The organism is Halalkalibacter flavus, assembly GCF_036663575.1.
GTDB lineage: Bacteria > Bacillota > Bacilli > Bacillales > Bacillaceae_D > Halalkalibacter > Halalkalibacter flavus.
In genome coordinates this window covers 49950-74245 of record NZ_JAWRVK010000018.1, presented here as the reverse complement: position 1 = coordinate 74245, position 24296 = coordinate 49950, and the positions used below count along the sequence as shown (strand labels likewise).

27 protein-coding genes are annotated in these 24296 nt (G+C 39.2%); all 27 read left to right on the top strand.

Annotation, left to right across the window (positions count from 1 at the left end):
• Positions 1-40: 40 nt before the first annotated feature.
• Positions 41-1111 (top strand): M24 family metallopeptidase, encoded by a 1071-nt coding sequence (locus tag SAY88_RS13435; RefSeq protein WP_332632325.1) that lies wholly within the window; start codon positions 41-43, stop codon positions 1109-1111.
• A 121-nt stretch (positions 1112-1232) separates the two neighbouring features.
• On the top strand, positions 1233-1790 hold the full coding sequence (gene efp / locus SAY88_RS13430) for an elongation factor P (protein WP_332632324.1): 558 nt from the start codon (positions 1233-1235) through the stop codon (positions 1788-1790).
• Positions 1791-1984: 194 nt separating this feature from the next.
• Positions 1985-2266, top strand: coding sequence for a YqhV family protein (locus SAY88_RS13425; protein WP_250095068.1), 282 nt, complete (start codon positions 1985-1987; stop codon positions 2264-2266).
• A gap of 17 nt (positions 2267-2283) precedes the next feature.
• Positions 2284-3216: a stage III sporulation protein AA gene (gene spoIIIAA, locus SAY88_RS13420; RefSeq protein ID WP_332632323.1), complete on the top strand. Its 933-nt coding sequence runs from the start codon at positions 2284-2286 to the stop codon at positions 3214-3216.
• Positions 3213-3725, top strand: coding sequence for a stage III sporulation protein SpoIIIAB (gene spoIIIAB, locus SAY88_RS13415; protein WP_250095070.1), 513 nt, complete (start codon positions 3213-3215; stop codon positions 3723-3725). The genes spoIIIAA and spoIIIAB overlap by 4 nt, the downstream gene beginning before the upstream one ends.
• Before the next feature lie 20 nt (positions 3726-3745).
• Positions 3746-3952: a stage III sporulation protein AC gene (spoIIIAC, locus tag SAY88_RS13410; protein WP_034630453.1), complete on the top strand. Its 207-nt coding sequence runs from the start codon at positions 3746-3748 to the stop codon at positions 3950-3952.
• Positions 3953-3966: 14 nt separating this feature from the next.
• The gene (gene spoIIIAD / locus SAY88_RS13405; RefSeq protein ID WP_332632356.1) at positions 3967-4356 is read left to right on the top strand and encodes a stage III sporulation protein AD; all 390 of its coding nucleotides are present in this window, start codon (positions 3967-3969) and stop codon (positions 4354-4356) included.
• Between the two features lie 34 nt (positions 4357-4390).
• Positions 4391-5566, top strand: coding sequence for a stage III sporulation protein AE (spoIIIAE, locus tag SAY88_RS13400; RefSeq protein WP_332632355.1), 1176 nt, complete (start codon positions 4391-4393; stop codon positions 5564-5566).
• A 509-nt stretch (positions 5567-6075) separates the two neighbouring features.
• Positions 6076-6747 carry a stage III sporulation protein AF gene (gene spoIIIAF / locus SAY88_RS13395; RefSeq protein WP_332632322.1) on the top strand — a complete coding sequence of 224 codons (672 nt, stop codon included), beginning with the start codon at positions 6076-6078 and terminating at the stop codon, positions 6745-6747.
• Complete coding sequence (spoIIIAG, locus tag SAY88_RS13390; protein WP_332632321.1) at positions 6744-7412, top strand: stage III sporulation protein AG; 669 nt, start codon at positions 6744-6746, stop codon at positions 7410-7412. The genes spoIIIAF and spoIIIAG overlap by 4 nt, the downstream gene beginning before the upstream one ends.
• On the top strand, positions 7412-8026 hold the full coding sequence (locus SAY88_RS13385; protein ID WP_332632320.1) for a SpoIIIAH-like family protein: 615 nt from the start codon (positions 7412-7414) through the stop codon (positions 8024-8026). The genes spoIIIAG and SAY88_RS13385 overlap by 1 nt, the downstream gene beginning before the upstream one ends.
• Before the next feature lie 384 nt (positions 8027-8410).
• Positions 8411-8782 (top strand): hypothetical protein, encoded by a 372-nt coding sequence (locus SAY88_RS13380; protein WP_250095074.1) that lies wholly within the window; start codon positions 8411-8413, stop codon positions 8780-8782.
• A 191-nt stretch (positions 8783-8973) separates the two neighbouring features.
• Positions 8974-9453 carry an acetyl-CoA carboxylase biotin carboxyl carrier protein gene (gene accB / locus SAY88_RS13375; protein ID WP_332632319.1) on the top strand — a complete coding sequence of 160 codons (480 nt, stop codon included), beginning with the start codon at positions 8974-8976 and terminating at the stop codon, positions 9451-9453.
• Positions 9454-9468: 15 nt separating this feature from the next.
• Positions 9469-10827, top strand: a complete 1359-nt coding sequence (gene accC, locus SAY88_RS13370) for an acetyl-CoA carboxylase biotin carboxylase subunit (RefSeq protein ID WP_332632318.1) — start codon at positions 9469-9471, stop codon at positions 10825-10827.
• Between the two features lie 56 nt (positions 10828-10883).
• Positions 10884-11285 carry an Asp23/Gls24 family envelope stress response protein gene (locus SAY88_RS13365; RefSeq protein WP_332632317.1) on the top strand — a complete coding sequence of 134 codons (402 nt, stop codon included), beginning with the start codon at positions 10884-10886 and terminating at the stop codon, positions 11283-11285.
• 275 nt (positions 11286-11560) lie between these two features.
• Positions 11561-11956, top strand: a complete 396-nt coding sequence (gene nusB, locus SAY88_RS13360) for a transcription antitermination factor NusB (RefSeq protein WP_332632316.1) — start codon at positions 11561-11563, stop codon at positions 11954-11956.
• Between the two features lie 28 nt (positions 11957-11984).
• Positions 11985-12830, top strand: coding sequence for a bifunctional methylenetetrahydrofolate dehydrogenase/methenyltetrahydrofolate cyclohydrolase FolD (folD, locus tag SAY88_RS13355; RefSeq protein ID WP_332632315.1), 846 nt, complete (start codon positions 11985-11987; stop codon positions 12828-12830).
• 9 nt (positions 12831-12839) lie between these two features.
• Positions 12840-14189: an exodeoxyribonuclease VII large subunit gene (gene xseA, locus SAY88_RS13350; protein WP_332632314.1), complete on the top strand. Its 1350-nt coding sequence runs from the start codon at positions 12840-12842 to the stop codon at positions 14187-14189.
• Between the two features lie 12 nt (positions 14190-14201).
• The gene (locus tag SAY88_RS13345; RefSeq protein WP_250095081.1) at positions 14202-14435 is read left to right on the top strand and encodes an exodeoxyribonuclease VII small subunit; all 234 of its coding nucleotides are present in this window, start codon (positions 14202-14204) and stop codon (positions 14433-14435) included.
• A gap of 2 nt (positions 14436-14437) precedes the next feature.
• Positions 14438-15328 (top strand): polyprenyl synthetase family protein, encoded by an 891-nt coding sequence (locus SAY88_RS13340; protein ID WP_332632313.1) that lies wholly within the window; start codon positions 14438-14440, stop codon positions 15326-15328.
• A gap of 693 nt (positions 15329-16021) precedes the next feature.
• Entirely contained in the window at positions 16022-16630 is a 609-nt protein-coding gene (locus tag SAY88_RS13335; RefSeq protein ID WP_332632312.1) for a hypothetical protein, read from the top strand.
• 10 nt (positions 16631-16640) lie between these two features.
• Complete coding sequence (gene dxs, locus SAY88_RS13330) at positions 16641-18530, top strand: 1-deoxy-D-xylulose-5-phosphate synthase (RefSeq protein WP_332632311.1); 1890 nt, start codon at positions 16641-16643, stop codon at positions 18528-18530.
• A gap of 6 nt (positions 18531-18536) precedes the next feature.
• Positions 18537-19364, top strand: a complete 828-nt coding sequence (locus tag SAY88_RS13325; RefSeq protein ID WP_332632310.1) for a TlyA family RNA methyltransferase — start codon at positions 18537-18539, stop codon at positions 19362-19364.
• Positions 19365-19601: 237 nt separating this feature from the next.
• Positions 19602-20051 carry a transcriptional regulator AhrC/ArgR gene (gene ahrC, locus SAY88_RS13320; RefSeq protein WP_332632309.1) on the top strand — a complete coding sequence of 150 codons (450 nt, stop codon included), beginning with the start codon at positions 19602-19604 and terminating at the stop codon, positions 20049-20051.
• 13 nt (positions 20052-20064) lie between these two features.
• Positions 20065-21789: a DNA repair protein RecN gene (gene recN / locus SAY88_RS13315; protein ID WP_332632308.1), complete on the top strand. Its 1725-nt coding sequence runs from the start codon at positions 20065-20067 to the stop codon at positions 21787-21789.
• Between the two features lie 124 nt (positions 21790-21913).
• A complete protein-coding gene (spoIVB, locus tag SAY88_RS13310; protein WP_332632307.1) occupies positions 21914-23203 on the top strand; it encodes a SpoIVB peptidase in 1290 nt (429 codons plus the stop codon).
• A gap of 242 nt (positions 23204-23445) precedes the next feature.
• Positions 23446-24246, top strand: a complete 801-nt coding sequence (spo0A, locus tag SAY88_RS13305; protein WP_332632306.1) for a sporulation transcription factor Spo0A — start codon at positions 23446-23448, stop codon at positions 24244-24246.
• Positions 24247-24296 lie beyond the last annotated feature (50 nt).

Genomic DNA, 24296 nt, shown 5'->3' with positions numbered 1-24296 from the left:
TAGTGTAGCGGGTACAATATATTAGAAAGAAGGAGAAAATATGAATCGAATTCAGGTGTTGCGTTCCAAGCTTGAGGAACAACAAATTGACGGATTATTAGTTACAAGTAGCCATAATAGGCAGTATTTGACCCAGTTTACAGGTACTGCTGGTGTTTCAATCGTTTCATTGCAAAAAGCGATATTTATCACTGATTTTCGTTATATGGAGCAAGCGAAAGAGCAAACGAAAGACTTTGAAATTGTTCAACATACTGGACCAATTTTTGAAGAAGTAGCGAAACAAGCTGAAGCGCTTGGGTTGAAGAAATTAGGGTTTGAACAAGCACACCTTACATATGAAGCACATCAAATTTATGCTAAGCAAATGAATGGAATTGAATTAGTTCCTGTCTCAGGAATGGTGGAAGAAATAAGACTTATAAAGAATGATCAGGAAATTCAATTGATTCAAGATGCGGCAAATATAGCTGATGCAGCATTTGAGCATATTACGACATTTATTCGTCCAGGAATTACAGAGTTGGACGTAGCAAACGAACTAGAATTTTTCATGAGAAAACAAGGGGCGGCAAGTTCATCCTTTGATATTATTGTCGCATCAGGTTATCGTTCAGCCTTGCCGCATGGAGTGGCGAGTGACAAGATAATTCAAAAAGGAGAGCTTGTTACATTAGATTTTGGTGCTTATTATAAAGGGTATTGTTCAGATATTACGCGAACAGTTGCAGTTGGGGACGTGAGTGATGAATTAAAAAACATATACAATACTGTCCTTCAAGCACAACTTCGTGGAATGGATGGAATTAAACCAGGTTTAACTGGAAAAGAAGCTGATGCACTAACAAGAGAGTATATTACAGAAAAAGGGTATGGACAGTATTTTGGACATTCAACTGGACATGGCCTTGGAATGGAAGTTCATGAGGGCCCATCGCTCTCGATGAAATCAAGTACAGTACTTAAGCCAGGAATGGTTGTTACTGTTGAACCAGGAATTTATATTGCCGGAGTAGGTGGAACGAGAATTGAAGACGATACACTAATCACACAGGATGGAAACCGTTCCTTCACTCATTCTCCAAAAGACTTAATTATAGTAGGAGAGTAGTGAAATGAATTTATAATAGTTTCGTTCCTAAAATAAGGAAAGAAACTTTTTCCAAGCTGTGGTATAGTAAGGATTGTGACTGAACGTCCAAGTACTGGATGAAAGATGGAGGAATTTAACAATGATTTCTGTAAATGATTTTAAAACAGGTTTAACAATTGAAGTTGATAATGGGATTTGGCAAGTTATGGAGTTTCAACATGTAAAGCCAGGTAAAGGAGCAGCTTTCGTACGTTCGAAATTACGTAACCTTCGTACTGGATCTGTACAAGAAAAGACGTTCCGTGCTGGTGAAAAAGTATCGAAAGCGCACATTGAAAATCGTCGTATGGCTTATCTATATGCTAGTGGAGATATGCATACGTTCATGGATAATGAATCATATGAGCAAATCGAATTGCCGACAGCTCAAATTGAACATGAACTTAAATTCTTAAAAGAAAATATGGTTGTTCAAATCATGACTTATCAAGGTGAGACGCTAGGAGTAGAAGTACCGAATACAGTTGAACTCGAAGTAACAGAAACGGAACCAGGAATTAAAGGAGACACAGCTTCAGGTGGAACGAAGCCGGCTACTCTAGAAACTGGGTTAACGGTACAAGTTCCTTTCTTTATTAACCAAGGTGATCTCCTAATTATTGATACAAGAAATAGTGCATACGTTTCACGTGCATAATAGGGTAAATGATGAGGCGGTCTTAAAGGTCAAAACCTTTTAAAGACAGCCTCTTTCTTTTTGTTCATCGACTACAACAATACAGTCAAATTAAATATAAAAGAAGGACGAGCGCATAAGCTCGTCTTTTTTTGTTCTGAATAAGTGCCTTCTCTCATAAGGTTGTACAAAGCGAATATTGTTGAGGTGGAAGAATGAAAACGTGGTTCTACACAATAGAAATGACTCTGCTAGTAATGGTAGGTTTACGAGTGATTTCTGGCCTAATTGAATTAACGGTAGCTGGTTTGATCCTAAAGTTTAATAGCATTGAAAAGGCTGTAGCACTAAATGCAATGCTCGCTATTATTGGTCCAACAATTTTTATTACTTCTATTGCGCTAGGACTTATAGGGATGTCAGACAAATTATCGTTATCGAAATTTCTATTTATAGGAGCAGGGGTCGCACTAATCTTAATTGGTATTAGAAAGTAGAGGGAGTTGAAGGGGAAATGTTACCAGATATAGCATCCATTTTACCAGAGAATATTCGAGTAGTGATCAATCGCTTACAATCAAACGTTGCACAAAATGTTGAAGAAATTCGCCTTCGTGTTGGCAGACCTCTTGAAGTTGTCTCAGGAGGACGGCCTTATTATCCGCAAACCAACGAGCGGCATTATATTGTGAGAGCAGAGGACGCCAAATATTTATTAAATCAGCTAAGTCAATATTCTATGTATGCATTTGAAGAAGAGTTACGTCGAGGATTTATCACCATTGCAGGAGGACACAGAGTTGGGCTTGCCGGCAAAGTAGTACTTGATCGTGGTTATGTCAAAACGATACGAGATATAAGTTCTTTTAATATTCGAATTGCAAGACAAACGATTGGTGTCGCTGAACAGTTAGTATCGCATCTGTATGATCAGAGATGGTTAAATACAATATTTATCGGACCGCCACAATCAGGGAAAACAACTATGCTTCGTGATGTTGCAAGGTTAATAAGTAAAGGAATGCCAAGTCGCAACATTGCCCCCTTAAAAGTTGGCATTGTAGATGAACGATCAGAGATTGCTGCGAGCATGAAAGGCGTTCCGCAACTAGAGCTTGGGTCGAGAGTTGATGTACTTGATGGATGCCCAAAGGCAGAAGGCATGATGATGTTAATACGTTCAATGAGTCCTGATGTGATTATCGTTGATGAAATAGGTAGAGATGAAGATGTTATTGCTGTACAGGAAGCCCTGCATGCTGGAGTAAAAGTAATGACAACGGCTCATGGCTATTCATTAGAGGACGTTGAACAAAGGCCTGGCTTAAAGAAATTGGTCGAGCTTGGAGTGTTTGAACGAAGTGTTGAGTTAACAAGGACGACAAGAGCCGGTGTCATCAAGCGGATTCGCAATCAAAAAAGGAAAGATGTGGTGACTGTAACGTGAAGTTATTCGGCGCTATTATCATCATACTTGCCACAACTTGGATCGGGTTTGAGGGCGCCAAACGGCTGAGTGAAAGGCCAAAGCAACTAAGACAGCTAAAAGTAGCTATCCAATCTCTAGAAGCAGAAATCATGTATGGCTTAACACCGCTTGCTGAGGCGAGTGAGCATATAGCAAAACAAATGCCATTACCAATCTCGCGCTTCTTCGAGCAGTTTGCCTACAGACTGCAAAATAAACAAGAAACAGCTTTTGAAGCATGGGAAGAAAGCTTGAACGAAACATGGGGACAAACCTCAATGCTTGATAGTGAGAAAGAAGTGATGATGCAGTTTGGTGCAACCCTTGGTCAGCACGACCGAGAGCAACAACAAAAGCAGATCAAATTAACACTTTCTCATCTTGAGCGTGAAGAACAAGAGGCAAAAGAGCGCCAACATCGGTATGAACGAATGATTAAAAGTTTAGGGTTCTTGACAGGATTGCTGATTGTCATATTGATGTTGTAATGGCAGGAGGAGGAGAGGTTGTGGTGTATGATGTTAACACCATTTTTCAAATAGCAGGAATTGGAATTGTGGTTGCGATGATTCACACAGTCTTGAAGCAAATGGGTAAGGAAGATTGGGCCCATTGGGTTACCCTTATAGGATTTGTCGTCGTACTCTACATGGTAGCAACAATTGTTGATGATTTGTTCCAGAAAATAAAAGGGGTCTTCTTGTTTCAAGGGTAGGGAGGTGAGTTGCGATTGATATTATCCAAATTGTCGGGTTAGGACTTATCGCAACCTTCCTAGCCCTTGTCGTTAAAGAACAGAAGCCATTATTTGCTTTTATGCTAACAGTTTTTGTTGGTGTTCTGATCTTTCTATTTCTTATAGATGAAATTGCTAAAATCGTCAAAATGCTTGAAGGAATTGCCGAACAAGCAAACATGAATATGATGTATTTGCAAACAATTTTAAAAATAATTGGGATCGCCTATATAGCAGAGTTCGGTTCACAGATTGCAAAGGATGCAGGACAAGCTGCTATTGCTTCAAAGATTGAACTGGCTGGGAAGATATTGATTTTAGTTATGGCAATACCAATATTAACAGCAGTGATTGAAATGGTTCTTTCTCTTTTACCATCGTAACGAGTAGTGTGTGATTGGGGGGACAAGCGTGAACATACGGTTCATCGTTCAAGGAATCATCGTAGTTACAGTCTTATTATTATTTGCACCAATCAGCTCAGCTGAAACTGGACCGTTGGACGAACAGGGATTTGTTGAACAACAAATGGAACAATTGCAACTAGATGAGATCAGGGCCTATTGGGAAGAGATTTCAACAGAGTACGGAGGGTTTCTTCCGGAAAGTCAAAAAGGAACATTTATGGAGTTTGTTCGAGGGGACAAGCAATTTTCAATGAAAGAATGGGGAATGGGGCTTGTCCGTTATTTATTGCATGAATTGCTAGTGAACGGAAAGTTATTAGGTTCACTTATTCTCTTAACGGTTTTTTGTATGATTTTGCAGTCATTGCAAAATGCATTTGAACAACAGACCGTTAGCAAAGTAGCTTATGCCATCACGTATATGGTGCTAATGATTATTGCGTTAAACAGTTTTAAGGTAGCGATCTCTTATGCTCAAGATGCCATTAGTAGCATGGTCCACTTTATGATTGCTATGCTCCCACTTTTGTTAGCGATGATGGCGGCCATTGGAAATATAACATCAGCAGCGTTGTTTCATCCGCTTATCATTTTCTTAGTTAATACGAGCGGGCTATTAATTCAGCATGTCGTGTTGCCGCTGCTCTTTTTGTCAACAGTACTGAGCATTGTTAGCACGCTTACAGATCATTATAAAGTAACCAAACTAGCTAACTTTCTTAGGAATCTAGCAATAGGAACATTAGGAGTATTCTTAACCATTTTCTTAGGTGTCATTTCTGTTCAAGGTGCAGCAACTGCTGTAGCAGATGGGATTACAGTAAGAACCGCAAAATTTATTGCAGGGAATCTTGTACCAGTAATTGGAAGGATGTTCACAGATGCAGCAGATACGGTGTTAAGTGCATCGCTATTACTTAAAAATACGATTGGAATTGCAGGACTTGGAATCCTCTTAATGTTATGTGCCTTTCCGGCAATTAAAGTGTTATCACTAGCAATAATCTTCAACTTGTCAGCAGCCGTGCTACAACCATTAGGAGGAGGTCCGATCATTGAATGCTTATCAATTATTGGAAAAGCAGTCATCTTTGTATTCGCAGCAATGGCAGCCGTCTGCCTCATGTTCTTCCTAGCCATCACCATCATGGTCGCAGCAGGAAACTTGTCGCTAATGATTAGATGAGTTAAGGAAAAAAGGCCGATCTTGCCTTTTTTCCTTAACTCAAAGCGATGAGCGGAGCCACCGTTATGTTTTAAGCTTTTTAGGAGTGGGTTTCTCCTAAAAAGCGCACGGTGAGTGTAGCCATCGCAGCATGTTCGCACTAGTGAGGAGGAAGATCCGCACCTTACCTAATAATCTGAAGAGTTAAGGAAGCCGCCGTCATGTTTTAAGCTTTTTAGGAGTGGGTTTCTCCTAAAAGACGCACGGCGAGCGTAGCCATCGCAACATGTTCGCACTAGTAAGGGGGAAGGTCCGCACCTTACTTTATAATCCGAAGCGCTAAGGAGCCACCGTAATGGTTTTATGCCTTTAGAAGTGGGTTTCTCCTAAAAAGTGTACGGCGAGTGAAGCCATCGCAACTGTGTACGCGCTATTAAAGGGAGAACGTACGCCTAGCAAATGACTGGAGCTATCACAGCATGTCTCTTAAAGAAAAGAGGGCGATTTCACCCTAGAAAGGAGAGAGAACCTTGGGATTTTTGACAGAATGGCTGACGAATATCATCCTACTAATCTTACTTGCAACGATCTTAGAACTGATGTTACCAAATTCCAATATGCAGAGGTACGTCAAAATGGTAGTAGGCTTACTATTACTTGTTGTGATGCTTCAACCTTTATTAACTATATTTACTGAGGATGTTGATGAATGGCTGTTTTCCTTGTCTAATGAGGTCGAGCAAACAGAAAGATCAATAAATGAAACAATAAATTTACAAAAAAGAGATATAGAGTCAGGTGTACGCGCATATACCTTAGAACAGGTGGCTGTCCAATTGGAGAGACAAGTAGCAGGAGCATTAAAAGATCAACATTCACTTGCAATCAAAAGTGTAAAAATTGATCTTGATGGTGACTTGAATCCAACAGTGGATGAAGAGCAGATAGTTGAGCAAATAAAAGCAATTCACGTCCATGTACAAACACCCTCTTCACCTGAATCCGAAGAGGACCAAGGGGGTTCAAGAGAGATTTTACCAGTCCAAGTTGTTCAGATTGATACTTCAAGTAGAACAAAGGATGAGAAAATCGAAGAAACCGATCATGATTTAGAACCTGTTCAAACATTTCTCTCAGAAAATTGGCAGATCCCAAAAGATAAGATTTTAATAGCTTGGGAAGGGGGGAAACAAGCACAATGAATCGCGATGAACAGAAGGATCAACAATGGCTACAAGCCCTATTTAAGAAGCCTGATAATGGGAAAAAGAAACGATTGTCATTCCATTACATTTTGCTTCTAGGTTGTGTAGGTATAGCGCTCATGATCACGGGCAACCTTCTGACCAATCCAGCAGGAGACGAAGAACAATCCTTACCCGTCTTTAGCGAAGAAGAGAATGAAGCTGAGACTGTATTTGGGCGAGACACATCATCAGCTGAGCCAAATTCGATGCAAGACTATGAAATGCGCTATGAAAATCAGCTAAAAGAAGTGCTTGAACAAATTGTAGGAGTGTCCGATGTCAACGTAATGGTCAATTTAGCTAATACAGAGCGCAATGTGTATGAAAGAAACACAAACGAAAAGCAGCAAAACACGGATGAGACAGACCGTGAAGGTGGCACGAGAAAAGTAGAAGATATCTCTCGTGATGAACAGCTTGTTATTACACGAAATGGTGATAAGGAAGAACCCATTCTAGTCGAACAGGAGAAACCAACCGTTCGAGGGGTGCTCGTTGTAGCTAAAGGAGTGGAGAATGCCCAAGTTAAAAGTTGGGTTGTAGAAGCTGTAAGTCGTTCCCTTGATGTACCAACACATAGAGTTTCGGTAATGCCGAAGAAAACAAAGGAGGATTTATAATGGTCTTAAAAAAGCAAACAGTTTGGTTATTAACAATGTTGAGTTTAATTATCGTTCTTTCCGTGTATTATGTACAGTCCCCGGGTCCGGTTCCAGGAGAACAGGTTGCGTTTGATGAACTGCAAGAAGACTCAGATATGGCCTTAGAAGAAATGGAGGAAGGTGATGCAAATGAAGTTGTCGTTAACATCGCTGAAGAGTTAGATGAGGCTGAAGCTGAAGCAGAAGAAACAGACTCAGGTGTTATTTCTAGCATTTCTACCAATGAAGCATTTGCAACGATTCGTATGGAGCTTCAAGCATCACGCGATCGTATGGCTGAAGAATATACACAAATTGTGGCTTCTCAAGATGCATCTGCAGAAATGAAGTCACAGGCGCATGACAAGAGTATCGAGTTACAACGTCTATCGCAAAAAGAACATCAATTAGAAACATTAATTATTGCGAAAGGATTTGAAGATGCATTAGTAATGGCTGAAGAAGATCAAGTTCGCGTAATTATACAAACAGAAGAACTTTCTCGTGAACAAGCAAATGAAATTTTAAGCATGACATATGATCATTTAGGTTCAAACAATACAGTTACTGTTGCTCATCAAGCATCGAAGTAATTATAGAAAAGGAACGGGCTTTTAAAAGCCCTGAAGAATTAAAAATCACGGAGAGCTGCTTACGCCAGTCTCCGTGATTTTATTTTTGGGGGCTTTCGGTAGATAACACACCTCTTTTACTTCCTATCCGAGCTGAGAAAGGAGGGAAAGGTCCTTCATTCGCTTGATGAGAGACTTTTCTTTCCTCCATATATAAGCGTATTGGATATTATATCATTTGAAACAACCTCTTCTGCCGTTTTTTATAGAAGGGTAATTAACGATGACCAAGAGCATGATAGGCATTAAACCGCTTAAGAACCTATTTTTCGAAAGAGAAATGGCTTCCGGTTATTCGTCTATGATATAATACGCAAAGTAACTAATACGTAAGGAGCGATTGGAATGGAATGGAATGATTTAACAGAAGGTGCAAAGGCAGTTCTGGAGCAAACACGTAATATAAAAAATGATAATATTCAAATCGTTGAATTTGAAGTTGGATTTGAACAAGTTCCTGAAGAAGGTGATGAGGATACATACGCAGTCTCAATTCAAGAGGAAGATTATCAAAATCTAAAACGTTATACACAGGAAAATGAATATGGAGACAAGTTCCATATGGCTCGTAACAAGAACATCGTAAAAATCATCCTGTTAGAAAACGGTAAAATTCCTGATAACTTATCGGAGTTTCCTGTGTTTCGTCAATATAAAAAGGATGCATTAATAAAATCTGAAGTCGACGAAAGTACAGTAGAATCAACAGACGAATAATAGTCTCCGGAACATTATAGTCTTCTAATTAGATTTTATATGGCGATCTTTTATTCCTACTTGACTTCATGAGGAGGGAATTAGATCGCCTTGTCGAAGATACTAATACGATATAATCATGATATAATATTATTTTCAAAAATCCCCTTTGATATAGTTGAATAAGGGACAAGAGAGGGAGTGCATGAATAATGTTAAAAGTTCAAGAACTAAAAGAATTAATAAAAGCACTAGATCAATCAAGTGTAGATGAACTGAAATTTGAACAAGAAGGAACAAAACTAGTATTAAAAAAACAACAAGCACCTGCAGCAGTTGAGAAGGTGGTAGAGGTTTCAAGAGAGCAAGCTCCTGTTGTCTCAACCCCTGTTGTAACTACAGAAGCACCAAAAGAAGCGCCAAAACAACAAGAAGTACCGGTAAATACAAATGTACATACGATTACATCACCAATGGTCGGAACGTTTTATTCAGCACCATCACCTGATTCAGCTCCATACGTAAAGCAAGGCGATAAAGTAAGTGAAGACTCAGTTGTTTGTATCGTTGAAGCGATGAAACTTATGAATGAAATTGAAGCTGAAGTCAAAGGAAAGATTACGGAAGTTCTTGCCGAAAACGGCGAGCTTGTTGAATACGGACAACCATTATTTGTTGTTGAGCTTGTGTAACATAGGAGAGATACGATGATAAAAAAAGTCTTAATTGCAAATCGTGGGGAGATTGCAGTACGGATTATCCGTGCTTGTAGAGAACTAGATATAGAAACTGTAGCTGTTTATTCGGAAGCAGATAAGGATTCGTTACATGTTAGGCTTGCAGACGAAGCTATTTGTATCGGCCCGACGGCTTCTAATCGAAGTTATTTAAATGTCACAAATATTATGAGTGCTGCTACGTTAACAGAGGTTGATGCAATACACCCAGGGTATGGTTTCTTAGCTGAAAATGCTGATTTTGCAGAAATTTGTGCAGCATGTAATATTACGTTTATTGGCCCTAGCCCTTCAGCTATTAATCAAATGGGGACAAAAGATGTTGCAAGGGAAACAATGGCACGAGCTGGCGTCCCAATTGTTCCTGGTTCAAGCGGAATTGTTGAAAGTATTGATGCTGGACTGAACATAGCTGAGGAAATTGGATATCCTGTAATTATTAAAGCGACAGCTGGTGGCGGCGGTAAAGGGATTCGGGTCGCAAGGAATCCGGAAGAGCTGAAAAAGGGTATGAATATTACTCAGCAAGAAGCTGCAACTGCGTTTGGAAACCCTGGTGTTTATATTGAAAAGTACATCGAGGACTTTAGACATGTTGAAATTCAGGTATTAGCTGATAATCATGGAAATGTGATTCACCTTGGAGAGCGGGACTGCAGTATTCAACGTCGTTTACAAAAACTACTTGAAGAAACTCCATCACCTGCGATTTCCCCTCAAACGAGATCGGCAATGGGGGAGGCAGCTGTAAATGCTGCAAAAGCGGTAGAGTATTCTGGAGCTGGAACGGTTGAGTTCATTTATGATCACAACAATGATCAGTTTTACTTTATGGAAATGAATACTCGTATTCAGGTTGAGCATCCTGTTACAGAAATGGTAACGGGTGTTGATCTAATAAAGGAACAAATACGAGTAGCAAGTAACGAGCGTCTCTCGCTTACTCAAGAGGAAATAACATTCCAAGGATGGTCAATTGAGTGCCGAATAAATGCGGAGAACCCAGCAAAGAACTTTATGCCGTCACCTGGTAAGATAACAAATTATTTAGCGCCAGGGGGACTAGGTGTTCGAGTTGATTCAGCTGCTTATCCAGGTTATGTGATTTCTCCTTTTTATGATTCAATGGTTGCGAAGGTGATAACTCATGGAGCAACAAGGGAAGAAGCTATCGCTAAAATGAAGAGAGCATTAGAAGAGTTTGAAGTAGAAGGAGTGGAGACAACCATTCCATTCCATCTTCGTCTTTTGAACCATGATACATTTGTTTCGGGTGATTTTAATACGAAGTTCCTTGAACATTATGATGTAATGTCAATCAAGCTCTAATTCACTGATAAATAAGTGTTACGTTGTTTTACATGCGATAATAGGAGGGAAGTACAATGAACGAAAATCATATTCTCGAACTAGAAGAGCAAAAGTCGGAGCTAGGTAAGGTTGAAATTTCACCAGAAGTTATCGAGGTCATTGCTGGTATAGCTGCGTCTGAGGTTGATGGTGTTGCAACGATGCGTGGTAATTTTGCAACAGGTGTTGCTGAGAAGTTAGGTCGAAAAAATCACGGAAAAGGTGTGAAAGTCGAATTAGCTGAAGATGGCATCACAGTAGATGTTTCGGTTGTTATTACGTATGGGGTAGCTGTACCAGAAGTTGCGACTTTAATTCAATCAAATATTAAACAAGCGCTACAAACAATGACAGCAATTGAACTACAAGCAATTAATGTTCATGTAGTAGGAGTACAATTTGAATCTACTGAACCGGTTGAACAAGATGGAGTGTAATTACAAATTAAAGGTCCAGTGATCTATTTGGCAATTGCAGAAACCATTGGATGGGGGGTGCTTCAAAACGTCTAAATCGACATTTTGAAGCACCTCCTTTTTTCACTTTTTGAATTGATTTATTTTTGGCTATAATAGTATAGGTGTGAGAATATAATAAGCGGTTACTTAGTAAAGAAACGAAAGATTTTAAACAAAACATTGTAAATTGTTCTGTTTTAGCCTTGCGTGTTATGCTATTATCAACATATTAAACGAACAGAAGGAGTTTGACTATGAATCGAAGAGTAGCAAGACTCAGAGCGGCACAAGCGCTCTATCAAATAGACCTAACAGAGAGTGAGGTGGATGTAGCGATCGAGAGCGTTTTAGATGAAGGCGAGACTCCAAGTTCTTTTATGCTTGAGCTTGTCCGAGGAACTCTTGAACATAAAGAAATCATCGATCCAGTAATCTCTTCTAGTCTCCAAGGCTGGACTCTTGATCGAATGGGCCTTGTAGATCGTGCCATTGTACGTATGACTGTATACGAAATGAAGTACATCGAAGATATTCCTGTTAATGTTACCTTTAATGAAGGAATTGAACTAGCAAAAGCATTTGGTGGGGAAGAGTCAGGAAAGTTTGTAAATGGAGTTTTGTCTAAAGCAATGGAGCAGTTACACAAATAGGTTTGTATAAAAAGGAGCGGATTACGTCATGACAGCATTATTATTAAACGGAAAAGAATTAGCAGCTAAAAAGAGAGAACAGTTAAAAAGAGATGTAGAAGAATTAGCTTCTCAAAATATTGTACCAGGCTTGGCCGTTATTTTAGTTGGGGAAGATCCAGCATCCCAAACATATGTTAGAGCAAAACAAAAAGCTTGTGAACAAGCAGGAATTCACTCGGTTCTTATTGAAAAGCAAAATACCATTACCGAAGAAGAGCTATTAGCAGAAATTGACCGACTTAACGAGGATCCTTCAATTGATGGCATTTTAGTTCAGCTTCCAATTCCTGAACATATTTCAGAACAAGCTGTTATTGAAAGAATTGCTCCTAATAAAGATGTTGACGGATTTCACCCAATCAATATCGGCAAAATGATGACAGGAGAAGATACGTTTCTTCCTTGTACGCCTTTTGGTGTTGTAGAGATGTTAAAAGAAGCAGAAATTGACCTTGTAGGTAAGCATGTTGTTGTTGTTGGAAGAAGCAACATTGTTGGAAAACCAGTTGGACAACTTCTTTTAAATGAACATGCAACAGTTACATATACACATTCAAGAACGAAAAATTTACGTGAGATGACCAATCTTGCAGATATTTTAATTGTCGCGATTGGCAAGCCGGAATTTATTTCAGCTGAAGACGTGAAAGATGGTGCTGTTGTCGTAGATGTTGGAATTAACCGTGTAGACGGAAAGCTTGTTGGAGATGTTGATTTTGATGGCGTCAAAGAAAAAGCATCTTATATTACACCTGTCCCAGGAGGGGTAGGACCTATGACGATTACAATGCTACTTGAAAATACGGTTATTTCCGCAAGAAAGCGTTCGTAGAGGTTTATCATGGCGACTAAAGATGTATTAACGATTTCTGAAGTGACCCGCTACATCAAATCACTCATGGAAGAAGATGTGATACTTCAAAGTGTTTGGATAAGAGGAGAACTTTCAAACGTAAAGATGCATAGTCGTGGTCATTTGTATTTTACCGTAAAGGACGATAAATCTAGAATGCAAGCAGTTATGTTTGCAGGTCATAATCGTTATTTAAAATTTAAACCTGAAAATGGGATGAAGGTACTGCTTCGAGGTGAAGTAAATGTGTACGAACCATATGGACAGTACCAATTTTATGCAAAAGAGATGCAGCCAGATGGAGTGGGGAGTCTATACCTAGCTTATGAAAAATTAAAGGCACAGCTTGAAAGAGAAGGATTATTTGCCAATGAACGTAAAAAAGCCATCCCTCAATTTCCTTCTCGAATTGCGGTCATCACATCCCCGACAGGAGCAGCTATACGTGATATTGTCATCACACTAAAAAGACGATACCCAATTGCTCAAATTACATTACTTCCAGTGTTAGTACAAGGTGATCAAGCTCCTAGTTCTATTACACGTGCCATTCGACAAGCTGATCTAGCTGGTTGCTTTGATTGTTTAATCGTTGGGCGTGGTGGAGGTTCAATTGAAGAGTTATGGGCCTTTAACGATGAAGGAGTAGCTAGAGCTATATCACAAGCGAATGTTCCGATCATTTCAGCAGTTGGTCATGAAACTGATTTTACAATTAGTGACTTTGTTGCAGATTTGCGTGCCCCTACACCAACAGGGGCGGCGGAACTGGCGGTACCAGACCATCAAGAAGTGAGAAGGTCTCTAAATATGCAAAAAAAGAGATTAAAGAAGCTTATGATAGATCGATTGTCTTCTGAATCCGCTAAACTAGAACGATTTAAACGGTCTTATGCATTTCGATATCCTGAGCAGTTAATTAGGCAAAAAGAGCAGCAACTTGATGGATACATGGACAGATTAAAACGGAGTGTCACGACAACGGTCACAGGACCGGCTAATCAATTGAAACATTTAGATAAGTCTTTAACGATGCTCCATCCACAAGTGAGAGTTCGACAAGCAAACGAGCAAAGAAATCAACTACAAGCAACGCTCGTAAAGGCGATGAAAGAACAAATTAAAAGCAAACGAATTCCTTTTGAAAAATCAATTGGAGAATTAAACCTTCTTAGTCCTCTACGATTAATGGATCGTGGGTACAGCTTAGTGTATGATCAAAAAAACAATTCATTAATAAAGTCGACACAACAAGTTGCAGTAGGCACCAAGTTAGATATTCGTTTAAAAGATGGGAAAGTCCATTGTGTAGTGGAAGGTGCAGATCGAATGGAATAGGAGGAGAGTTGGATGGCGGAAAAAACGGAACTGAGTTTTGAAGAAGCTATGAAAGAACTAGAACAAGTAGTAGAGTGTTTGGAACAAGGAGATGTTCCATTAGAAAAAGCTATTACAATGTTTCAAGAAGGAATGGCATTATCGAAGCAATGTCACGAAAAACTAGAGAAAGTTGAAAAACAAATGGATCAAATCCTTCATGAAGATGGGGAGTTGGAGCTGTTAAATTTTCAGGAGGATGAATAATCGTGAATCAAGAGCTTACTTCTTTTTTAAAGGAAACAAAAGAGCAAGTTGAGATGCGCTTGCCGCATCACCTTGAGCGATTATCTGTACCTGAAAAATTAGTTCAAGCGATGACTTATTCTTTAAAGGCAGGGGGAAAAAGAATTAGACCTGCTTTGTTGTTAGCAACCATTCAAAGTTTCGAAAAGCCTATAGAATCCGGATTGGATGTCGCGTGTGCAATTGAAATGATCCATACGTATTCTTTGATTCATGACGACTTACCGGCGATGGATGACGATGACATAAGAAGGGGCAAACCAACGAATCATAAAATATTTGGAGAAGCTCTTGCTATTCTAGCCGGGGATGCTCTCCTTACATATAGTTTTGAATTGGTTGCGCAAATGAATAATCAAGGCGTGACAGCTGAACAAAAGCTACTCTTAATACAAGAGATTGCTAAAGCAGCAGGCCCTGAAGGAATGGTAGGCGGACAAGTTGCTGATATGGAAGGAGAAAATAAGTCACTAACATTAGAAGAACTTATTTATATTCATCATCATAAAACGGGAGATCTTTTAACGGCATCTATCGTAGCGGGAGCGATTATTGCAGGTGCGACTGAAGATGATATTGCCAACCTCCGAATGTTTGCCAAGGAACTTGGTTTAATGTTTCAGATTAAAGATGATATTTTAGATGTAGAAGGAGATCCAGAGACGATTGGCAAGCCAATCGGCAGTGATGATGGTAATAATAAAAGCACATATCCGAATCTTTTAGGGTTGGACGGTGCGAAAAAAATGCTAAATGAGCATATGACTCAAGCAAAAGAATACTTATATAGAGTAAACATGAATCATCAATTACTTTTAACGTTAACAAACTATGTGGCAGAGCGTGACCATTAATTCAAAGCATTTCCATTGAGCTTCGAATTAGCTCATGCTATAATAGCGTGACATGTGAGTGGTGCAGTATTCTAGTCAGTTCTCCATTCTTGAAGGCGGGGCTAAAAATCCGCCAAAGGGCACATCGATGAAGCTCCTTGTCTGGGCTTGAGGCGCCCAGCCTTGGGTCTTGACTGGGAGAAAAGGTAGTAGGGCGATCCGCAAAGGCATGTGGGCGTTGACCCTCCTACTGTGGAGGCCTTTTGCTCGGTCCATACACGAGTATGATACTAGGGCAAAGGGTATGAACCTGCAACGGCAAGCTAGGGAGCTTGTCTGCAGCGTAGCCTGCCTTGAGTGGAGGTAGAGGGGATTATGGAAATGAGGACAAAACGTGTCGGCCAACAGGTTTTGAACTTTACCCATATGAAATCTACTCTGCAAAAGAGGATAAAAGAATGGCAAGGAATTGCTGAGGAAATCTCCTAGACTGTTCGTTTGACATTTAAAGAGGATTGCAGTGTAGACTAAGTGGTAATCCAGTCTGACGCTTGGTGACAACGTCAAATTCAGTATAAAGGGAAACCGCCACCCGCGGCGACGCGGTGGAGCTGAATTGGGAAATCCTACTGGACCTAAGCTACAGAGTTTACTCTTTAAATGACCACTCCTAACATATACATAGAACTTTTAAAAGGTGATCGATAGATAATTATGAAACCTCTTCAGAAATCAATACATTGGAGTTTGGGAATCGCCGTTATCACACTTGTGCTAGCGGCTATTTTTTCAGTTATTTCCACGTTTATTTTAAGTGGAGTGACATGGGCAGTCGGTATGTTCATTGTGTTCATTATTGTGTTTTTAGGTGTGTTCTTTGATACAATAGGTGTAGCCGCAACCGCAGCAGATGAGAGGCCATTTCACGCGATGGCTTCAGAGCGTTTACATGGGGCAAAACATGCTGTTTTAATTACGAGAAATGCAGATAAATTTGCAAATTTCTGTAATGATGTGATCGGAGATATTTCTGGTATTATTAGTGGTACGGCATCTGCCTATGTTGTCTTGCAATTATCGATACAACTAGGTTATGGTGATACATCAATACAGCAATTTGCCATTTCTATTTTATTTACAAGTGTTGTTGCTGCTTTAACAGTTGGTGGAAAAGCAGTTGGAAAAACGTTGGCGATTCATTATGCAACTCCAATTATCTATCAAGTAGGTAGATTATTATATTTTTTAGAGGTAAAACTGAAAATAAAAGTATTTTCAGGAAATGGAAAAACAAAGAAAAAAGAAAAACTGACTCGAAAGTGAGGGTTCCTTTATGAAACTAGAGGAATTTAAAGACCCAAACGACCTAAAGAACTATTCAAAAAAACAGCTAGAAGATCTCGCAGAGGATATTAGACAATTTTTAATTGGAAAATTGTCTGTTACGGGGGGGCATCTAGGTCCGAATTTAGGTGTTGTTGAATTAACGCTTGCGTTGCATCATTTGTTTGATAGCCCAAAAGATAAATTCATTTGGGACGTTGGGCACCAAGCATATGTGCACAAAATTCTTACGGGTCGTGCCGATCAATTTGATAAATTGCGTCAATACAAAGGGTTATGTGGGTTTCCAAAGCGCAATGAAAGCGAGCATGATGTATGGGAGACTGGACATAGTTCAACTTCATTATCTGCTGCGATGGGAATGGCTACAGCACGGGATTTAAAAGGAACGGATGACAACGTTGTAGCGATTATTGGCGATGGAGCATTAACAGGTGGAATGGCACTTGAAGCATTAAATCATATTGGACATGAACAAACAGACTTAATTGTCATTTTAAATGATAATGAAATGTCAATTGCTCCAAATGTGGGTGCTCTTCATAATGTCTTAGGAAGACTACGTACTGCAGGGAAATACCATAAGGCAAAAGAAGAACTTGAACAGTTAATCAAGAAAATCCCAGCTTTCGGTGGAAAGCTAGCATCGACTGCTGAACGTGTGAAAGATAGTCTTAAATATTTATTAGTTTCAGGGATCTTCTTTGAAGAGTTAGGCTTTACTTATTTAGGGCCAGTTGATGGACATGACCTTGATGATTTGGCGGAGAATCTTAAGTATGCCAAGAAAACAAAGGGACCAGTTCTTGTTCATGTACTAACGAAAAAGGGAAAAGGATATGAGCCAGCTGAAAACGATGCAAAAGGTACGTGGCACGGGCTTGGACCATATAAGATCGAATCTGGTGAAGTGGTAAAAAAACCAGGTCCTCCAAGTTATAGTGGAGTGTTTGCTGAAACACTGAAGAAAATAGCACGTGAAGATAAACGAATTGTTGCACTAACAGCAGCGATGCCAGGTGGGACGAAGTTAGACGTGTTTGCTAAAGAATTCCCCGAGCGTATGTTTGATGTAGGTATTGCTGAGCAGCATGCGACTACGATGGCTGGTGGTTTAGCAACGCAAGGTATGAAACCAGTGTTTGCTGTGTATTCTACTTTCTTGCAACGTGGGTATGATCAAGTCGTACATGATATTTGTAGACAAAATTTGAATGTTGTCTTTGCGATTGACCGAGCAGGACTTGTCGGAGCAGATGGAGAAACACATCAAGGGGTGTTCGACATTGCTTTCCTTCGTCATTTGCCCAATATGAAAATCTTAATGCCAAAAGATGAAAATGAACTTCAACATATGATTTATACTGCTGCTAAATACGACGGTGGTCCCATTGCCGTTCGTTACCCTAGAGGGAATGGATATGGAATAAAAATGGACGAAAAATTAAAGCAGTTGCCGATTGGGAAATGGGAAACATTACAAGAAGGAACAGATGCCTGTATTTTGACTTTTGGAACGATGATACCAGTTGCTGAGCAAGCATTAGCTCATCTATCGAAACAAGGTCTTTCGGTAAAACTCGTGAATGCAAATTCTGCAAAGCCTCTTGATGAGGACCTGTTACACGAGATTGCTCAAAAGGAAATTCCGGTACTCACATTAGAAGAATCTGCTCTTCAAGGAGGCTTTGGAAGTGCTGTATTAGAATTTTTCCATGACAATGGCTATCACAACGTTGAAGTAAAGCGGATGGGAATTCCAGATGAGTTTATTGAACATGGTAGCGTATCAGAGCTATTAGAGGAAATTGGACTGACATCTGCCAATGTTTCTGATCAAATGATGACGATGTTACCGAAAAAAAAGCAAAGGGCGTAACGAACATTGACTAAGAAAGAACGAATAGATGTTTTGCTCGTCGAGCGAGGCCTAGTCGAAACGAGAGAAAAGGCGAAGCGATCTATTATGGCTGGACTTGTCTACTCTGGTACGGAGAGAGTGGATAAGCCAGGAATAAAAGTGGATCGGGATATTCCTCTAGAAATTAAAGGAAACCCACTTCCTTATGTGAGTCGTGGAGGATTAAAGTTAGAAAAAGCCATCGAGCTTTTTCAACTTAGCTTAAAAGATAAAATTGTATTAGATATAGGTGCATCAACTGGAGGGTTCACTGATTGCTCTTTACAAAATGGAGCTAAATCGGTGTATGCACTTGATGTTGGATATAATCAATTGGCATGGAAACTAAGACAGGATGAGCGAGTTACAGTAATGGAACGAACGAATTTCCGTTACGTGAAGCCAGAGGATTTAACAGAAGGATTGCCTCAGTTTGCAACGATCGATGTATCCTTTATATCTTTAAAGTTGATTTTACCTGTATTAAAGACCGTTCTTGTTCCTAATGGAGATGTTGTGGCACTTGTAAAGCCACAATTTGAAGCTGGTCGTGAACAAGTTGGGAAAAAAGGCATTGTCCGAGATAAAAAAGTTCATGAAGATGTGTTGAAACGTATGATAGAGTTTGCTTCAAATGAAGGGTATCACGTTAGTGGCCTAAGTTATTCACCGATTAAAGGTGGAGAGGGCAACATCGAATTTTTAATGCATTTACAGTATAACGGTGACGAAGGCTCAATTAGTGACTCTATTTCAATTATGGATGTCGTCACTACTGCACATGAGGAATTAAAAGCAAAACAAGAAGAGTAGCTCATTAAAGAAGTCTCGATCAATGATTTAGGAGGGCACTGAAAAAGGGAAAACCACCTTTTTCAGTGCCCTCATGATTTGATCGAGGCGTTTTTTTGTCTATAATTATTCATTGGAATGTATGAAAAATTATTTTTTTCGTAAATTTTAAAAGTTTTTGTAGGTGTAAATGTTGTATTGTAGAGCGAATACGTAGATAATGAACATATGAGACAGTGTAGGAATAGGTGAGAAAAGATGAATAAAGGACAAAGGCATATAAAAATTAGAGACATTATTGCCAATAACGAAGTTGAAACACAAGATGATCTAGTTGAACAATTACGAAGAGAAGGCTATAACGTAACACAAGCAACGGTATCTAGAGATATAAAAGAACTTCATCTTGTAAAAGTACCAATGCTAGATGGACGTTATAAGTATAGCTTGCCAGCAGACCAACGATTTAATCCGCTACAAAAGCTCAAGCGTGCATTAATGGACAGTTTTGTCAGCATTGACCGATCTGATAATCTAATTGTTATGAAAACATTACCGGGTAATGCGAACTCAATCGGTGCTTTAATCGATAATTTGGATTGGACCGAAGTAATGGGGACAATTTGTGGCGATGACACCATTCTTATTATTTGTAAAAATAAAGAAGAAGGGCCAGCTATAACACAGCGATTTTTAGAAATGTTATAAGGGTGTGACATGCATGTTAATTGAATTATCAATCCGACATTTTGCTATTATTGATGAATTGACCGTGCAATTCGAAAAAGGGTTAACTGTTCTAACGGGAGAGACCGGGGCAGGAAAATCAATAATTATTGACGCGATTGGTCTTCTCCTTGGAGGTCGTGGTTCTGCTGAATATGTAAGACACGGTGAGAAGCGCGCAGAAATTGAAGGCTTGTTTATTGTAGAAGATGATCACCCTATCATTGAAAAAGCAATTGAATTTGGCATAGATGCTCAAGATTCAATGTTTATTTTAAGAAGGAATATCACGTCACAAGGAAAAAGTATTTGCAGAGTCAATGGCAAGTTGGTTACTCTTGCTATTTTACGGGAGATTGGACAAGCTCTTGTCGATATTCATGGACAACATGAGCATCAAGCGTTAATGCAGCCAGAAGAGCACATTTCCATGTTAGATGGATATGCTTCAAAAGCTTTAACGGACACGTTTAAAGAGTATCAAATGTTATATAATCGTGCACAACAGCTTCAAAAGCAAGTGTTGTCGCTTAGTGAAAATGAACAAGAGTTAGCACAGAAAACCGATTTATTTCAGTATCAGCTCGAAGAAATTGAACAAGCTAAATTGGTTCCAGAAGAAGACGTTCATCTTATGAATGAAAGACATAAGCTAGCACATAGCGAGAAGCTGTTCTCTCTTCTTCAAGACAGTTATTTAAGTTTGTATGGAGAAGGACGAGGGTTAGATTTTATTAACAATGCTGTGTCGCATTTAGAAGAAGCTGTTTCAATTGATCAGGAATTAAAAGATGTATTTGAATCTGTAAGTAATAGCTATTATTTGTTAGAAGAAGCGGCATTCGCTCTGCGTGATCGGGTAGAACAAATTGAGTTTGATCCAAATCGGCTTGAATTCATTGAAGGGCGTCTTCATGATATACAACGGTTAAAGCGGAAATATGGGGAGACGGTAGATGATATCTTGGTGTACGCTTCTAAAGTTGAAGAAGAGTTAGATTCGATTATCAATAAAGATGATCGCATATCAAAGCTTCAAAATGAGTTAGATGGATTGTGGCAAGATTTATATATAGAAGCAAAAGCATTAACATCAATTCGGAAAGAAGCTGCTCAGGAGTTAACAGAAGCGATACATGAGCAGTTGCGTTCACTATATATGGAAAAGACCGTATTCGATGTTCGAGTAGCGGAGAGAGCGCCAAGTAAGCACGCGCCTATGATTAAGGGAAAGACGATGCCTTTTTCTCAGGACGGCATTGACACGGTAGAGTTTTATTTGTCAACGAATCCTGGAGAGCCAATGAAACCACTCTCGAAAGTGGCATCAGGTGGGGAGATCTCTCGAATTATGCTTGCGATTAAATCCATCTTTTCAAATCAGCAAGGAGTCACATCAGTTATATTTGATGAAGTCGATACTGGAGTTAGTGGACGAGTTGCACAAGCCATTGCTGAAAAAATCCACGCTATATCCATTGGATCACAAGTACTTTGTATTACTCATTTGCCTCAAGTAGCAGCGATGGCCGATTCACATCTCTATATTCAAAAGAACGAAGAAAATGATCGCGTTAAAACTTCTGTAAAGTCGCTCTCAACAGAGGAAAAAATAAATGAAATTGCCCGAATGATTTCTGGGGTAGAAGTAACAGAATTAACAAGGGAGCATGCGAAAGAATTGTTAGAACTTGCAGAATCTCTAAAGCAACCCGCTTGAAAAGCTAGCCAAAAAAGGATAGCTTTTTTCTTTTTGTTCCAGTTATAAATGTTGTTCTCTAAGGCAACATTAATAGTACATCCAGTAACGGAGGTGTGGGCAAGGAGCTAGGAGAGTGAAGTGAGTGAGAGGCGATGCAGTAAGAAAAACATTAGGTATACTTGTATTACTATTTGTCGTAAGTTTAGGTTTTTCTGATGGGGTACGTGAATGGGTGAAAGTTCCCACAGCTATGACTGTGTTCGAAGGGGATATGACCCCTGTAGTGGATGCAACGAAGTCACTAAAAGCTGTAACTGCAACTGCTGCGCCATCAGCACTTACTTTTCAAATGAATGGGGTAAGTGAAAGTGATATAACAGATAATGTATCGTTAGAAGTCGCAGGTTTTCCTGTGAAAAGTATTGATGTTAATGTGCTTCCAAAAACAGAAGTTATTCCGGGAGGACAATCCATTGGTGTAAAGCTTAATACCGAAGGAGTGTTAGTTGTAGGTCATCATCTAGTTGAGACGGAAGATGGCAGTTCTTCCCCAGGAGAAATAGCTGGTATTGAAGTTGGAGATATGATTACAAAAATAGATGATCATGAAATCCAACGTATGAGTCAAGTTGGCGAGTATGTTCAAGCTGCAGGAGATGATGGACGAAAGCTGAAACTTGAAATTAAACGAGATCAACAAACGCTTGAAAAGGAATTGATACCTTTAAAAGCAAAAGGTGAACATTCTTACCGTATGGGTCTTTATATTAGGGATTCAGCAGCAGGGGTAGGAACTTTAACCTTTTATGACCCAGAATCAAAAAAATATGGGGCATTGGGTCATGTTATTTCTGATGTTGACACACAAAAACCAATTGTTGTTCATGATGGACAAATCATTCGTTCTTCTGTAACTTCCATTGAAAAAGGTAGCAATGGTGACCCAGGTGAAAAACTGGCAAGCTTATCTAACCAACGAGATGTACTAGGTACAATTGAAAAAAATAGTTCCTTTGGGATATTTGGAACATTAAAAGAAGCAAATTTAAAGAACAACATCCATGATAAAAAGATGCCGATCGCCCATTCAACTCACGTCAAGGAAGGGCCGGCTAAAATATTGACTGTTGTTGAAGGGGAAGAAGTAGAAGAATATGACATTGAAATTGTTAGTTCTGTTCCCCAAAAACAACCAGCAACAAAAGGAATGGTTATTAAAGTAACTGATCCAAAACTGTTGGAAGCAACAGGTGGAATTGTACAAGGAATGAGTGGAAGTCCGATTATTCAAGATGGAAAAATTATTGGTGCGGTAACTCATGTCTTTGTTAATGATCCAACAAGTGGATATGGATGTCACATTAGTTGGATGCTAGAAGAAGCAGGAGTAACTGATCATTTTTCAAATACACAGGAAGCCAAAGCGAGTTAAAATCGTTTTGGCTTCTTTTCTTTTTCAATTTTTGTGATATGATTAAGGTATAAAGAAAATTCGACAAAAGAAAGTTGGTTTGTTTGTCAATGTTCGAATCAGGTCGAATGAGGTAGTATACTGAAGAATAACTTAGGAAATGTAAAAAAACCATTTAAATTTCAAAAAAAATAAAGGGAAATAAAATCCCTTGTCGAAAACTTAAAAGTATGACAGAAAATAGGAACAGAGGAGGCTTTATTGTGCAAAAAGTAAAAGTATGTATCGCAGATGATAATCGTGAGTTAGTCAATTTACTCAATGAATACATATCAGCTCAGAATGACTTAGAAGTAGTAGGAACAGCGTACAATGGTCAGGAATGTTTAAGTTTGATTGAGGAGCAAGAGCCGGATGTATTAATCTTAGATATTATTATGCCTCATTTAGACGGATTAGCTGTACTTGAGCGGATTAATAAATTAAATTTGAAGAAAAAGCCTAATATTATTATGTTAACTGCTTTTGGTCAAGAAGATGTTACGAAGAAAGCTGTTGATTTAGGAGCTGCTTACTACGTACTTAAGCCGTTTGACATGGAAGTGTTAATTTCTAATATTCGTGAAATCAGCGGACAAACAAGATCATTTGTTCAACAGTCTCCACTTAACTCATTTATTTCAAATGCACCACAACCAGAACAGCATAGCTTTAACTTAGATGCAAGTATTACAAGTATTATTCATGAAATTGGTGTGCCAGCTCATATCAAAGGCTATATGTATTTACGTGAAGCAATTACGATGGTCTATAATGATATTGAGTTACTAGGATCGATTACAAAAGTATTATATCCTGATATTGCAAAGAAGTTTAATACAACATCAAGTCGTGTGGAACGTGCTATTCGTCATGCGATTGAAGTAGCTTGGAGTCGTGGGAATATTGATTCTATTTCTAGTCTGTTTGGATACACAGTAAGCCACTCGAAGGCGAAGCCGACAAACAGTGAATTCATTGCAATGGTAGCTGATAAGCTTAGGATTGAACATAAAGTTTCTTGAAAGGATCGCAATCAAGATACAAATAAAGACTAAAGAAAAAACACTTCAAA